This window comes from Streptomyces sp. NPDC048623 (genome assembly GCF_040650755.1).
In the GTDB taxonomy this organism is placed as follows: Bacteria; Actinomycetota; Actinomycetes; order Streptomycetales; family Streptomycetaceae; genus Streptomyces.
In genome coordinates this window covers 36,939-51,822 of sequence record NZ_JBEZHV010000002.1, presented here as the reverse complement: position 1 = coordinate 51,822, position 14,884 = coordinate 36,939, and the positions used below count along the sequence as shown (strand labels likewise).

8 protein-coding genes are annotated in these 14,884 nt (G+C 73.1%); 3 read left to right on the top strand and 5 right to left on the bottom strand.

The features are described from left to right. The first annotated feature begins 57 nt into the window (after positions 1-57). Complete coding sequence (glgP, locus tag AB0C73_RS03250; RefSeq protein ID WP_362523947.1) at positions 58-2,643, top strand: alpha-glucan family phosphorylase; 2,586 nt, start codon at positions 58-60, stop codon at positions 2,641-2,643. Between the two features lie 102 nt (positions 2,644-2,745). On the opposite strand, the gene AB0C73_RS03245 is transcribed toward glgP, so the two are convergent. From AB0C73_RS03245 to AB0C73_RS03230, 4 genes are all read right to left on the bottom strand, one after another. After that, positions 2,746-4,773 (bottom strand): M4 family metallopeptidase, encoded by a 2,028-nt coding sequence (locus AB0C73_RS03245; RefSeq protein ID WP_362523945.1) that lies wholly within the window; start codon positions 4,771-4,773, stop codon positions 2,746-2,748. Positions 4,774-4,980: 207 nt separating this feature from the next. Then, complete coding sequence (locus tag AB0C73_RS03240; RefSeq protein ID WP_362523943.1) at positions 4,981-5,880, bottom strand: TetR/AcrR family transcriptional regulator C-terminal domain-containing protein; 900 nt, start codon at positions 5,878-5,880, stop codon at positions 4,981-4,983. A 116-nt stretch (positions 5,881-5,996) separates the two neighbouring features. Continuing rightward, positions 5,997-7,817: an ABC transporter ATP-binding protein gene (locus AB0C73_RS03235; protein WP_362524697.1), complete on the bottom strand. Its 1,821-nt coding sequence runs from the start codon at positions 7,815-7,817 to the stop codon at positions 5,997-5,999. 53 nt (positions 7,818-7,870) lie between these two features. After that, complete coding sequence (locus tag AB0C73_RS03230; RefSeq protein WP_362523941.1) at positions 7,871-9,736, bottom strand: ABC transporter ATP-binding protein; 1,866 nt, start codon at positions 9,734-9,736, stop codon at positions 7,871-7,873. Positions 9,737-9,902: 166 nt separating this feature from the next. Between AB0C73_RS03230 and AB0C73_RS03225 the strand changes: the two genes are divergently transcribed. Next, positions 9,903-11,129 carry a hypothetical protein gene (locus tag AB0C73_RS03225; RefSeq protein ID WP_362523939.1) on the top strand — a complete coding sequence of 409 codons (1,227 nt, stop codon included), beginning with the start codon at positions 9,903-9,905 and terminating at the stop codon, positions 11,127-11,129. On the opposite strand, the gene glgX is transcribed toward AB0C73_RS03225, so the two are convergent. Next, on the bottom strand, positions 11,111-13,369 hold the full coding sequence (gene glgX, locus AB0C73_RS03220; protein WP_362523938.1) for a glycogen debranching protein GlgX: 2,259 nt from the start codon (positions 13,367-13,369) through the stop codon (positions 11,111-11,113). The genes AB0C73_RS03225 and glgX overlap by 19 nt on opposite strands. 213 nt (positions 13,370-13,582) lie before the next feature. Between glgX and AB0C73_RS03215 the strand changes: the two genes are divergently transcribed. Beyond that, positions 13,583-14,803, top strand: a complete 1,221-nt coding sequence (locus AB0C73_RS03215) for an Ig-like domain-containing protein (protein ID WP_362523936.1) — start codon at positions 13,583-13,585, stop codon at positions 14,801-14,803. The last annotated feature ends 81 nt before the right edge of the window (positions 14,804-14,884 follow it).

Here is a 14,884-nt window from a genome sequence, read left to right as displayed (position 1 = left end):
GGACGCACAGCGTGGTGCTTCCGCCCCGCTCCGTCACCTCCTGCGAAGGTGGAACGCGTGAAGGCAATCCGTCGGTTCACCGTGCGTCCCGTCCTCCCCGACACCCTGCGACCCCTCGCCGACCTGGCACGCAACCTGCGCTGGTCCTGGCACGACCCCACCCGCGAACTCTTCGGGGCCGTCGACCCCGAGGCGTTCCGCGCCGCCGACGGCGACCCCGTCCGCGCGCTCGGCGCCATCGACTCCGGCCGGCTCGCCGCGCTCGCCGCCGACCCGGACTTCCTGGCCCGGCTGCGCGCCGCGGCCGACGACCTCGACCGCTATCTGACCGAACCCCGCTGGTACCAGGGCCGGCCCGGCGACCTGCCCGCCTCGATCGCCTACTTCTCGCCCGAGTTCGGCGTCACCGGCGCCCTCCCGCAGTACTCCGGCGGCCTCGGCATCCTCGCCGGCGACCACCTCAAGGCCGCCAGCGACCTCGGCGTACCGCTGATCGCCGTCGGACTGCTCTACCGCCACGGCTACTTCCGGCAGTCGCTCTCCCGCGACGGCTGGCAGCAGGAGCACTACCCGGTGCTCGACCCGGGCGAACTCCCGCTCTCCCTGCTGCGCGAGCCCGACGGCGCCCCCGCCCGGGTCACCCTCGCCCTGCCCGGCGGGCGCAGCCTGCACGCCCACATCTGGCTCGCCCGGGTCGGCCGCGTACCCCTGCTCATGCTCGACTCGGACGTCGAGGAGAACGCACCCGGCGAACGCGAGGTCACCGACCGGCTGTACGGCGGCGGCAGCGAGCACCGGCTGCTCCAGGAGATGCTGCTCGGCATCGGCGGCGTCCGCGCCCTCCGTACGTACGGCCGCCTCACCGGCACCCCCGCGCCCGAGGTCTTCCACACCAACGAGGGCCACGCCGGCTTCCTCGGCCTGGAACGCATCCGCGAACTCGCGGAACCGGCGGCCGACGGGCGCGACCACGACCGCGACCGCCCCGGGCTCGACTTCGACGCCGCCCTCGAAGCCGTCCGCGCCGGGACCGTGTTCACCACCCACACCCCCGTGCCCGCCGGCATCGACCGCTTCGACCGCGCCCTGGTCGCCCGCCACCTCGGCGAGGACGGCGCGCTGCCCGGCGTCGACACCGGCCGGATCCTCGCCCTCGGCGACGAGACCCCGCTCGGCGGCGACCCCGGCGTCTTCAACATGGCCGCCATGGGTCTGCGCCTCGCCCAGCGCGCCAACGGCGTGTCCACCCTCCACGGCTCCGTCAGCCGCGCCATGTTCGCCGGCCTGTGGCCCGGCTTCGACGCCGCCGAACTCCCGCTCACCTCCGTCACCAACGGCGTGCACGCCCCCACCTGGACCGCCCCCGAGGTCGCCGCGCTCGGCCCCGACGCGGACGACCGGGAGCTGTGGGAGCTGCGCCGCACCCTGCGCGAACGCCTCGTGCTCGACGTACGGCAGCGGCTGCGGGCCTCCTGGCGGCAGCGCGGCGCGGCCGCCGCCGAACTCGGCTGGACCGACTCCGTCCTCGACCCCGACGTCCTCACCATCGGCTTCGCCCGACGCGTCCCCTCGTACAAGCGCCTCACCCTGATGCTGCGCGACAAGGACCGGCTGCGGGCGCTGCTCCTGCACCCCGAGCGGCCGGTGCAGCTGGTCGTCGCGGGCAAGGCGCACCCGGCCGACGACGGCGGCAAGAAGCTGGTGCAGGAGCTCGTACGGTTCGCCGACGACCCGCGGGTGCGGCACCGGATCGTCTTCCTGCCCGACTACGGCATGGGCATGGCCCGCGGCCTCTACCCGGGCTGCGACGTCTGGCTGAACAACCCGCTGCGCCCCCTGGAGGCCTGCGGCACCAGCGGCATGAAGGCCGCGCTCAACGGCTGTCTCAATCTGTCCGTCCTGGACGGCTGGTGGGACGAGTGGTTCGAGCCGGACTTCGGCTGGGCCATCCCCACCGCCGACGGCGCCGCCGCGCTCGACGAGGAGCGCCGCGACGACCTGGAGGCCGCCGCGCTCTACGAGCTGATCGAGCGCCGCGTCGCGCCCCGCTTCTACGACCGGGGCCCCGACGGCGTGCCGGCCGGCTGGACCGCGATGGTCCGGCGCACCCTCGCCGACCTCGGCCCCAAGGTGCTCGCCGACCGGATGGTGACGGAGTACGTGGAGCGCCTGTACGCCCCCGCCGCCGCCGCGCACCGGGCGCTCGGCCCCGACGAGGCCCGCGAACTCGCCGCCTGGAAGGCCCGGGTACGGGCCGCCTGGCCCAAGGTGTCGGTCGACCACGTGGAGGTCGGCGACGACCTCCGGGACGCGGAACTGGGCGCGACCCCGGCCGTCCGGGTCCGGGTCGCCCTCGGCGAACTGCGCCCCGAGGACGTCGAGGTGCAGGCCGTGACCGGCCGCGTGGACGCCGACGACCGCCTGCTCGACCCGCGCACCGTCGTCCTCAAGCCCACCGGCGGCCCGGACCTGGACGCCCGCCACCCCTACGCGGGCACCCTCTCCCTCACCCGCACGGGCCCCTTCGGCTGCACGGTCCGCGTCCTTCCCGCACACCCCCTGCTGGCCCACCCGGCGGAGCTGGGGCTGGCCGTGCTCCCGGCGGAGACGACGGGGGAGGGGGCGGGGGTGCTGCTGCGCTGAGGGGCGCGGGTACCCGGAACGCAACAGACGGTCCCCGGGGCGAAGCCGCCCCGGGGACCGTCGATGTGATGCGTTGTCAGCGCGGCTGCGCCGCGGCCTCCCTTACGGGAAGGTCAGCTTGAAGCTGTTGATGTAGCCGGTGTCGGCAGAGGCCTTGTCCTGGACGCGGAGCTTCCAGGTGCCGTTGGCGACCTCGGAGGAGGCGTTCACGGTGTAGGTCTGCTGGATGTTGTCGGTGCTGCTGCCGGTCCGGTTGTGCAGGTTGTAGACCGAGCCGTCGGGGGCGATGAGGTCCACGACGAGGTCACCGATCCAGGTGTGGACGATGTCCACGCCGACCGCCAGGTTGCTGGGCGCGTTGCCGCTGATGCCCGTGACGGTCACCGAGGAGGTCACCGCGGTGCCGGGGTAGTCCGGGATGGTGACGTTGGTGTCGTTGGTGAAGACGGTGCCGCCACCGCCGCCACCGCCCGGGCGGGAACCGACGGCGATGCCGGCCCAGGCGTTCTCCACGGCCGTGACCTCGGCGCTGCCCGCGCCGTACAGCTCGGTGGCCGCCGCGACCGTACCGGTGCGGGCACCGGCGTAGTTGGTGGTCGAGCTGAACTTGGTGGTGAGCGCCTTGAACCAGATCAGCGCGGCCTTGTCCCGGCCGATGCCGGTGACGGGCAGGCCGTCCGAGGTCGGCGAGTTGTAGCTCACGCCGTTGATCGTCTTGGCGCCGCTGCCCTCGGAGAGCAGGTAGAACCAGTGGTTCGCCGGGCCCGAGGAGTAGTGGACGTCGACGTTGCCGATGCCCGAGTACCAGTAGTCCTTGGACGCGCCGTCCTTGCTCGGCTTGTCCATGTAGCGCAGCGGGGTGCCGTCGCCGTTGATGTTGATCTTCTCGCCGACCAGGTAGTCGCCCTGGTCGGTGGCGTTGTTGGCGTAGAACTCGACCGCCGCCGCGAAGATGTCCGAGGTGGCCTCGTTGAGGCCGCCGGACTCGCCGCTGTAGTTCAGGCCCGCGGTCTCGGAGGTGACACCGTGCGTCATCTCGTGCGCGGCCACGTCGATCGAGGTGAGCGGGTGGGTGTTGCTGGTGCCGTCACCGTAGGTCATGCAGAAGCAGGAGTCGTCCCAGAACGCGTTGACGTACGCGTTGCCGTAGTGGACCCGGGAGTACGCGCCGACACCGTCACCGCGGATACCGGTGCGGCCCTGCACGTTCTTGTAGTAGTCCCAGGTGAGCGCGGCGCCGTAGTGCGCGTCGGCGCCGGCGGTCTCCTTGTTGGAGGCCAGGCCGTTGCCCCAGGTGTCGGTGCTGTTGGTGAACAGCGTGCCGGTGCCGGAGGTGCCGCCGTTGAGGTTGTACGTCTTGTGGTTGCCGCGCGTCGTGTCGGTGAGGCTGTACGACGGGGCGGTGCCGAGCGTCACCTGGCCGCTGTACATGGTGTTGCCGACGCCGGTCTCGATGGCCTGCCACTCGTAGAGCTTGGCACCGGTCTTGGCGTCCGTGATCACGTGCAGCGCGTTCGGGGTGCCGTCGTGCTGGAGACCGCCGACGATGGTCTCGTAGGCGAGGACGGGCGTGCCGTTCGCGGCCCAGACGACCTTGCGCGGGGCGGTGCTCGCCTTGGGGGACTTGGCGCCCTCGGCGTTGGCACGGCCGAGCGCCTGCTTCTCGGCGGCGGCCGGGGCGACGGTCGCCGCGGCGACGTCGACCTTGGTGATGTCCGCGCGGGTGGCCTTGGTCACCGAGGCGGTGGCGCCGGCCTTGGTCTCCTCGACGATGAGGTCGCCGCCGAGCACCGGGAGGCCCTGGAAGGTGCGCTCGTAGCGCGTGTGGGTCGAGCCGTCGCGGCTCTGGACCACGTCGCGGACGACCAGCTTCTCCTGGGCGCCGAGGCCGAGCTGCTTGGCCGTGGCGGCGGTGTCGGCCTGGGCGGCGCGGATCAGCTCCGCGCGCTTGGCCGGGGAGAGGTCGGCCGGCAGCTTGCCGGGGTTGGCCTTGCCGGCCGCCTGCGCCTGGGGCGCGGCGCCGAGCTGGTCGGCGGTGGCGGAACCGGTCTGGACGCCGACCGCGATCATGGCGGCGGCAGCGATCAGAGCGCCGGTCGCGGTGGCGCGACGGCTGGGCGTGGATCTCACGCAGACTCCTTTTGCGAGGGGGGTACCGGCCGGCTGGGTGGGGCCGTCCGGGCGGAGCAAAGAGAGAGAGCTGTGGAGCACGTGCGGGTGAACGGCTGAACGCGTTTGCGAAGGGCCGGGGGAAGAGTGACAGGTGTGGACCGCACCTGTCAGGAGCGCGTCAACAAGTTGGCCGGAATTCGTCCGCTGGCCGAAGGGGGCTGTTCGTTAAGCGGACGTTTCACCGATCATGACGGCGATGCCGTCGAGCGTTCTCCTGAGGCCGAATTCGAAGAGCGACTCCAGGTCGAGCGCGAAACCGCCCTCCTCTGTCAGGGCGTTGAGGAGAGGGTAGGAACCGGCCGACCGGATCGCGTCGAACCGTGGCTCATTCCTTTCCCTCCACTCCTCGCCCGACAAGCCCGTCTCCTGGCGCGCCCGCTCCTCCAAGTCCTCCGCCATTCCCACCCCTTGGACATAGGCGAAGATCGCCAGATGGCTGTGCAGCTTCTGCCCCGCCGTCATCGGCGTGGACCGCAGCACCGCGAGCACCCACTCCGTGTACGCCGGCGCGTGCGGCGCGGCGACCGGCCGCATGAAACCCGCCATCGCGTGCGCCATCCACCGGTGCCGCGCGTACACCCCGCGCAGCCAGCGCGCGCCGCGGTCGAGCCCCGTACGCCAGTCGGCCGGAACCGGACCCAGCGGCAGCTCCGCGCACACCGCGTCCGTCATCAGCCGCACCAGCTCGCCCTTGCCCGGGACATGCCGGTACAGCGCCGTCGTCGACACCGACAGAACCGTCGCGAGCCGCCGCATCGTGAGCGCGCCGAGCCCCTCCGCGTCGGCCAGTCCGATCGCCGCGGCGACGATCCGCCCCCGGCTGAGCTGCGCCGCCGACCGGTCCGCCGGCACCGCGACGACCACCGTCCCCACTCCCGGCTCCGGCCGCACCAGACCCTCCCGGCGCAGCGCGGCGAGCGCCTTCGTCGCCGTGGCCATCGCGACCCCCCACTCCCGGGTGATGGCCCGCGTCGACGGCACCCGGTCACCCGGCGCGAGAGCGCCGGAGCGGATCCGGCGGGCGATCTCGTCGGCGATGGCGAGATAGGGCGGCTGATGTGTCACGGCGCGCGAGTGTACTCGTGCGACCGGCACGCCGTACACGGGTGTGACCTGCGGTTTTCCGGTACGGGGGCGTTCGGGTACGGCTCCGGGAGCCGCGGAACCCCAGCCGCGAACCGTCAGCCCACCAGGCTGTCCCGCCACGCCCGGTGCAGGCCCGCGTAGTGGCCGTCCCCGCGGACCAGGGAGGCGGGGGTGCCGTCCTCGACGAGGCGGCCCGCGTCCATGACGAGGACGCGGTCGGCGACCTCGACCGTGGAGAGGCGGTGGGCGATCACGACGGCCGTGCGGCCGGCGAGGACCGTGTTCATGGCGCGCTGGACGGCGCGCTCGCCGGGGACGTCGAGGGAACTGGTCGCCTCGTCGAGGATGAGGACGGCCGGGTCCGCGAGGAGCGCGCGGGCGAAGGCGACCAGCTGGCGCTGGCCCGCGGAGATGCGGCCGCCACGTTTGCGCACGTCCGTGTCGTAACCGTCCGGGAGGCCCGCGATGAAGTCGTGCGCGCCGATCGCCTTGGCCGCCTGCTCGATCTCCGCGCGGCTCGCGTCCGGCCGCCCGATCGCGATGTTCTCCGCGACCGTGCCCGAGAACAGGAACGCCTCCTGCGTCACCATCACCACCCCGCGCCGCAGTTCCGGCGTCGCCAGGTCCCGCAGGTCGACCCCGTCGAGCAGCACCCGCCCGTCCGTCGGGTCGTAGAACCGGGCGAGCAGCTTCGCCAGCGTCGACTTGCCCGCACCGGTCGCGCCGACCACCGCCACCGTCTGCCCGGCCGGGATCGTCAGGTCGAAGCGCGGCAGCACCTCGCCGCCGGTCCGGTACGCGAAGCGGACGCCCTCGAAGACGACCTCCCGCCCCGGCGCGCCCGTCCGCTCCGGCAGCGGCCGCGGCGCCGCCGTCTCCGGGACGCCCGGCTCCTGCGCGAGCAGCCCCGCGATCTTGGTGAGCGAGGCCGCCGCCGACTCGTACGCGTTGAGGAACATCCCGAGCCGGTCGATCGGGTCGTACAACCGCCGTACGTACAGCACCGCCGCCGCGAGCACGCCCAGCTCCAGCGAGCCGTCCGCGACCCGCACCGCACCCCACAGACACATCCCGGCCACCGCCGTGTTCGCGACCAGGCGCGAACCGACGACGTACCGCGCCATCTCCAGGAGCGCGTCCCCGTTGCTGCGCTCGTGCCGCCGGTTCAGCGCCGCGAACTCCGCGTCGTTCGCCCTCTCCCGGCGGAACGCCCGTACCGGCCGGATCCCGTTCATCGTCTCCGCGAACTTCACGATCACCCCGGCGATCGCCGTCGACCGCTCCCCGAACACCACCGCCGAGCGGCGCCGATAGCGCCGTACGAGCAGATACAGCGGCCCGAACGACGCCACCGCCACCGCGCCGATCCCCAGATCCAGCCACAGCAGCATCAGCGAGATCGAGACGAAGGACAGGACGACGCCGATGAGTTCCTGCAGGCCCTCGGAGAGCAGCTCGCGCAGCGACTCGACGTCCGTCGTCGACCGGGAGATCAGCCGGCCGGAGGTGTAGCGCTCGTGGAAGTCCACACTGAGCACCTGCGCGTGCCGGAAGATCCGCCCGCGGAGGTCGAGCAGCACGTCCTGGTTGATCCGCGCCGCCGCCCGTACGAACGCGTACTGCAGCAGCCCGCCGCCCGCCGCGCACGCCAGATATCCGAGCGCGACCACGATCAGCGGCCCGTGGTCCCCGTCCCGGAACGCCGGCACACCCCGGTCGATCGCGTACGCCACGAGCAACGGGCCCGCCTGCAGCGCCGCCTGCTGTACGAGCAGCAGCAGCGCGGCGACCGCGACGCGCGCCCGGTGCGCGGCGAGCAGCGAGCGGAGCAGCCGGCCGGTCGCGCCGGGCGCGGTGGGCAGGTCGTCCTGGTCGAAGGGGTCGGGGTTCACGGGCGCGGGCGCCGGCGTGGGCATCTCCTCTACGGGCGGCTCCGCCGCCGTGGCCGGCGCCGCCGACTCGGTGTCCGTCATCGTGCCCCCTCGTACTCGCCGTGCTCGTCGTGCTTGTCGTGCTCGTCGTCCGCGCCCGACATGAGCCAGGCGTACTCCGCGCTCTCCCGCAGCAGTTCCTGATGTGTGCCCACCGCCGTGATCCGGCCGCCGGACAGGAGCGCCACCCGGTCCGCGAGCAGCACCGTAGACGGGCGGTGCGCCACCACCAGGGCGGTGGTGTCGCGCAGCACCTCCCGCAGCGCCGCCTCGACCCGGGCCTCGGTGTGCACGTCGAGCGCGGACAGCGGGTCGTCCAGGACCAGGAAGCGCGGCCGGCCGACCACCGCGCGGGCCAGCGCGAGCCGTTGGCGCTGGCCGCCGGACAGGCTCAGCCCCTGCTCGCCGACCCCGGTCGCGGGGCCCTCCGGCAGCCGGTCCACGAAGCCCTCGGCCTGGGCCACGGCCAGCGCGCGCCGCAGCTCCGGCTCGCCCGCGTCGGGCCCGGCGCCCATCAGGACGTTCGTGGCGATGCTCGCCGAGAACAGGGTGGGTTCCTCGAAGGCCACCGCCACGAGCGACCGCAGCCGGTCGCGGGGCATGAGGGTGATGTCCGCCCCGTCGAGCAGGATCCGCCCGCCGGTCGGCTCGTGCAGACGCGGTACGAGCGCGGTGAGCGTGGTCTTGCCGCAGCCGGTCCCGCCGACGAGCGCCATCGTCTCGCCGGGCCGGATGTGCAGATCGACCCCGTCGAGCACGGGCGCCGCGTCCCCCGGAGCGTCGGGATACCGGAACACGACCCCCTCGAACCGCACCCCGTCCGCGACGCCGGCCGTGTCGGCGGTGTCGGCCGCGTCCGCGATGCCGTCCCCGGCCGCATCCGCCTCCTCCGCCGCGTCCATCACCTCGAAGTACCGTTCCGTCGCCGTCGCCGCCTCCTGGCTCATCGCCAGCAGGAAGCCGATCGACTCCACCGGCCAGCGCAGCGCCAGCGCCGTCGACAGGAACGCCACCAGCGTGCCCGCCGACAGCTCGTCGTCGGCGACCTGCACGGTGCCGAGCACCAGCGCCGCGCCCACCGCGAGCTCCGGCAGGAAGGTGATGAGGGCCCAGATGCCGGCGAGCAGGCGGGCCTTGGCCAGTTCCGTGCCGCGCAGCCGCTCCGCCAGGGACCGGAACGCCGCCGCCTGGCTGCGGTGGCGGCCGAAGCCCTTGACGATGCGGATGCCGAGGACGCTCTCCTCGACCACCGTCGTCAGATCGCCCACCTGGTCCTGCGCCCGCCGCGCGACCACCGCGTACTTGCGCTCGAAGAGCGAGCAGAGGATCACCATCGGTACGACCGGCGTGAGCAGCACCAGGCCGAGCGTCCAGTCCTGGGCGAGCAGCACCGCGTAACCGGCCAGGATCGTCACGCCGTTGACGAGGAGGAAGGTCAGCGGGAACGCCAGGAACATCCGGACCAGCATCAGGTCCGTCGTGCCGCGCGACAGGAGCTGGCCGGAGGCCCAGCGGTCGTGGAAGGCGATCGGGAGGCGCTGGAGCCGCCGGTACAGCGCGGCCCGCATGCTCGCCTCGACGCCGGCCAGCGGCCGGGCCACCAGCCAGCGCCGGAAGCCGAAGAGGACCGCCTCGGCGATCCCGAGCAGCAGCAGATACAGCGCGCCGAACCACACCCCGGTCGTGTCGCCGGCCGTGACCGGCCCGTCGACCAGCCACTTCAGGACGAGCGGGATGACGAGGGACAGACAGGAGGCCACGATCGCGACGAACGCGGCCGTGAACAACCGGGCGCGCACGGGCCGTACGTACGGCCACAGGCGCAGCAACGAGTGGACGGCGGACCGGGAGCCGGCGGCGGCTTGTGCCGGTGTGTCCTTGGTGGGTGCATGTTTCTCGGGCATCAGGACCGAGCCTAGGGTTCGCCTCTGACATCCCTCATGTGGTTTTCCGGCCGCCAGTACCCGCGGTGGCATCCCGTACGATCTGCGCTCGACGATCAGGGGCGGGAAGCAAGGGGTGGGGAACATCGTGGTGAACAGAGCGGGGAACAGAGCGGGGAACACGCGCGTGCGCAGAACGGCCGCGGCGCTGCCGCTGCTGCTCACGGCACTGACCGCGTGCCAGTCCGGCGGCGGCGCGGCGGACGCGAAGGAGCCGAAGCCGACGGGCACGCCCGTGTACGAGGTACGGCTGGACGACCAGCTCTCGGCCGCCTCCCGGGCGACCACGGCGGCCGGCTCGTCCGCCTTCACCTGGACGCTCACCTACGGCTCGGCCAAGGGCACGGCCGTGGACCGCACGACCGGCACGCAGGACTACGCGAAGAAGACGGCCCGCGCCGAGCGCGTCCTGGACATCCCGCGTCGCTTTCCGGAGGACGCCGCCGCCGAAATCGGTGGCCGGTCCGGTGCGAGGCCCGTGACCGAGGTGTACGAGGTCCAGGGCAACCAGGTCGACTACCGGACCCGGCAGGGCGGCTGGCTGCGCTACTCCTCGCAGGCGTCCATGGACGTCGTCGACCTCTTCGGCCCCATGCTCACGCGGGCCGGTGACGCCGCTCCGTTCGGTGGGACCCTCGCCGAGGTGGTGCGGAACTCCGACGCCGAGAAGCAGCCGGCCAAGGGCGCCGACGGCAGCCGCACGTACGAGCTGGCCATCGCCTCCCGGACGGCCGACCCCGCACTGCCGGCGAGCCTCACGCCTTCGCCCGCGTACAACAGGAGCAGCGCGCGGGTCGCGTTGACCGTCGTCCTCGACGGGCAGGGCCGGCTCACCCGCGCGAGCGCCGACTACACGCCCCTCCTGGCGGCGATGCACGAGGACGGCGTCCTCAAGGGCGTCACCTCCCTCAAGGCCGAGTACGTCCTCACCGGCCTCGGCAGCACCACCGTCCCCGCCCCGACCGCGGGGAAGAGCGGCACGCTGGAGGACGCCGAGAAGGCCCTCGCCCCGCTCGCCGAGGTGAAGCCCGGCTCCTGCGGCTCCGCCGACACCGGCCTCGGCGGCAGCATCGCCCTGGTGCGTACCGTCCCCTGCGGGAAGGACGCCGACCTGCGGGTCTTCGGCCAGGTGAAGATCAAGGACACCATCCAGGGGAACCCGACCGGCGTCGTCGAGAAGAAGGCCGGGGAGCGCTGCGGCAGCGCGTTCCGGTCCGCGCCGGATGCCTGGGTGGCCGACGCGCGCCCGGCCGGCTCGTACCTCACGTACGGCGGCAGCTCCAGCAGCTCCTCCTACACCGGACCGGATGTCGACATCGAGGGCGACTACACCTGTTACGTGCAGCTCTCCTGAACCCCGGCCACCCGCAGCAGCACCACCGACCGCCCCGCCACCGTGAGCACCTCCCCGCCCCGGTGCACCGTCGCCGGGGCGGCCTCCTGGTCCTCCCGGGCCGTGTCCACGACCAGCTCGTACGACTCCGCCCACGGCGCGCCCGGCAGCCGGAAGGCGACCGGCTCCGGGCCCGCGTGGAGCACCGCGAGGAAGCTGTCGTCGGTGATCCGTTCGCCGCGGGCGTCGCGGCCCGGGATGTCGCGGCCCGACAGATAGAGGCCGAGGGTGGCGGCGGGGGCGTACCAGTCGGCCTCCGTCATCTCGGTGCCCGCCGCCGTGAACCAGGCCAGGTCGCGCAGCCCGTCCGCGCCCTGCCGGCCGGAGAAGAAGGCCCGGCGGCGCAGCACCGGGTGACGGTGGCGCAGGGCGAGCAGCCGGCGGGTGAGGGCGAGCAGCTGGGCCCGGCCCGGCTCCTCGGGGAGGGTCCAGTCCAGCCATCCGGTCTCGTTGTCCTGGCAGTAGGCGTTGTTGTTGCCGCCCTGGGTGCGGCCCATCTCGTCGCCCGCGACCAGCATCGGCACCCCGGTGGAGAGCAGCACACTCGTCATCAGGTTGCGCAGCTGGCGGCGGCGCAGGGTGTTCACGGCGGGGTCGTCGGTCTCGCCCTCCACCCCGCAGTTCCAGGAGCGGTTGTCGTCGGTGCCGTCCCGGTTGCCCTCGCCGTTGGCCTCGTTGTGCTTGCGCTCGTAGGTGACCAGGTCGCGCAGGGTGAAGCCGTCGTGGGCGGTGACGAAGTTGACCGAGGCGTATGGGCGCCGCCCACCCCAGGCGTACAGGTCGCTGGAGCCGGAGAGCCGGTAGCCGAGGTCGCGGACGTCGGGCAGCGCGCCGCGCCAGAAGTCCCGTACGGCGTCCCGGTAGCGGTCGTTCCACTCGGTCCACAGGGGAGGGAAGGAGCCCACCTGGTAGCCGCCGTTGCCGACGTCCCAGGGCTCGGCGATCAGCTTGACCCGGCGCAGGACCGGGTCCTGGGCGATGACGGCGAGGAACGGGGACAGCATGTCGACGTCGTGCATCGAGCGGGCGAGGGCCGCCGCCAGGTCGAAGCGGAAGCCGTCCACGCCCATCTCGGTCACCCAGTAGCGCAGGCTGTCGGTGATGAGGCGCAGCACCTGGGGCCGCACCACGTGCAGGGTGTTGCCGCAGCCGGTGTAGTCGGCGTATCTCCGCGCGTCCGACTGGAGCCGGTAGTAGCCGCGGTTGTCGATGCCCTTGAGGGACAGGGTGGGGCCGAGCTCGCCGGCCTCGGCCGTGTGGTTGTAGACCACGTCGAGGATGACCTCGATGCCGGCCGCGTGCAGCGCCCGCACCATCCGCTTGAACTCGCCGACCTGCTGCCCGGTGGTGCCGCTCGCCGCGTAGCCGGCGTGCGGGGCGAAGTAGCCGATGGAGTTGTATCCCCAGTAGTTGGACAGGCCGCGGCGCAGCAGATGGTCCTCGTGCGCGAACTGGTGTACGGGAAGCAGTTCCACGGCCGTCACCCCGAGCCGTACGAGATGCTCGACGGCCGCCGGGTGGGCCAGGCCCGCGTAGGTGCCGCGCAGCCGCTCCGGGACACCCGGGTGGCGCATCGTGAACCCGCGCACGTGCAGCTCGTAGATGACCGAGTCCGGCCACGGCGTCTTGGGCCGGCGGTCGTCGGCCCAGTCGTCGTCGTCCTGCACGACGACGCCCTTGGGGACGTACGGGGCGGAGTCCCGCTCGTCGCGGACGGTGTCGGCGACATGCTGCTGGGGCCAGTCGCGGACATGCCCGTACACCTCGGGCGGCAGCGAGAAGTCCCCGTCCACCGCTCGCGCGTACGGGTCGAGGAGCAGCTTCGCCGGGTTCCAGCGGGCGCCGGTCCACGGGTCCCAGCGGCCGTGCACCCGGTAGCCGTAGCGCTGCCCGGGGCCGACGCCGGGCACGAAGCCGTGCCAGATCTCATGGGTCAGCTCGGCGAGCGGCAGCCGCGTCTCGGTGCCGTTCCCGTCGAACAGGCACAGTTCCACGGCCTCCGCGCCGCCCGCCCACAGCGCGAAGTTGGTGCCCGCGACCCCGCCGGGACCGACCCGGACCCGGGCGCCCAGCGGCGTCGGCGCCCCCGGCCACACGGCCGCCCCTCCCGGGGCGCGGGCATGCCGGCGTACGGCCTCCTGCTCGGCTCGTACCGCCTCACGCTCGGCTCGTACCGCCTCCTGCTCGGCTGCGCTCGACACCGTCCCGGCCTCCCGCGGCTCTCGTACGGGAGGGAGCGGCGTGCCGACCGCCCGACCGCCCGGCCGCGTCCCGGCGGCCGTCCCCCGTACGTGTTCTCCCACCTGCGTACGTCCTCCGTACGTGTTCTCCCACCTGTTCTGCCCGCGCGGCCGCGCTCCCAACATGCGCCGTACGCACGTTTCCCCTGGAGGGGGGCCGTCGTTGGACCTGACGTGACACGTGTACTGAAGCGGGCGGGGTACGTTCTGGCGGTCGCGGGGCTCCTCGCGGGCCTCGCGGGCTGCACCGGAGTGGACGGCGCCGCCGGAGGGATCGACCTGAAACTGCCGGGGAAGGCGCGGGCACCCGGTGACGTCATCCGGGTGAACCCCGAGGACGGCACCCGCGCGGTGCCCGCCACCGGGCCGCTGGAGGTGAAGGTCGACAGCGGGCGCCTGGAGCGGGTGACGGTCGTCCAGGTGGAGGACGCGCAGCGCACCGAGGTCGCGGGGGAGATCTCGGCGGACGGGCTGCGCTGGCGGCCCCGTCCGGACGCCCGGCTCGCGCTCGCCGCCAAGTACAGCGTGGACGCGGTCGCGCTCGACGGGCACGGGCGCCGTTCGGCCCGGCACACCACCTTCACCACCGTCGTCCCCGAGCACCGCTTCATCGGCTACTTCAAGCCCGAGCACCGCTCCACCGTCGGCGTCGGCATGATCGTCTCCTTCTCCTTCAACCGGGAGATCGAGAACCGGGCCGAGGTCGAGCGGGCCATCCGCGTCACCTCCGACCCGCCGGTGGAGGTGGCCGGCCACTGGTTCGGCAAGGAGCGCCTGGACTTCCGCCCCGCCGCGTACTGGCGCCCGGGCACGCGGGTGACGGTCGATCTGGCGCTGCGCGACGTCGAGGGCGCGCCGGGGGTGTACGGCATCCAGCGCCGCACGGTCGGCTTCACGGTGGGGCGCTCGCAGGTGTCGCTCGTCGACGCCGAGCAGCACACCATGGAGATCCGCCGGGACGGCGGGCCGCTGACCACGTTGCCGATCACGGCGGGGGCGCCGAAGACCACCACGTACAACGGGAAGATGGTGGTCACGGAGCTGTTCGACGTGACGCGGATGAACGGGGCGACGGTCGGCTTCGGGGGCGAGTACGACATCAAGGACGTGCCGCACGCGATCCGCCTCACCGACTCGGGCACCTTCCTGCACGGGAACTACTGGGCCGCCGCCTCCACCTTCGGCTCGGCGAACGTCAGCCACGGCTGTGTGGGCCTGCGGGACGTGAAGGGCGGCGGGCCGGACACCCCGGCCGGCTGGTTCTTCGACCGGACGCTGATCGGCGACGTGGTCGAGGTGGTGAACTCGCGGGACAAGAAGGTCGCGCCGGACAACGGGCTCGGCGGCTGGAACCTGGACTGGGGCAGCTGGAAGGCCGGGTCGGCGCTGGACTGAGCCCTCGCCTGAGCCCTCGCCTGAGTGCCCCGGCGCGCCCCCATCCGCCGTATCACGCCAACTGGGACTGAACGGTGACAT

Excerpts from the sequence above, each read along its gene's own strand:
- AB0C73_RS03230 (WP_362523941.1), bottom strand. The coding sequence starts at position 9,736 with ATGCCCGAGAAACATGCACCCACCAAGGACACACCGGCACAAGCCGCC.
- AB0C73_RS03235 (WP_362524697.1), bottom strand. The coding sequence starts at position 7,817 with ATGCCCACGCCGGCGCCCGCGCCCGTGAACCCCGACCCCTTCGACCAG.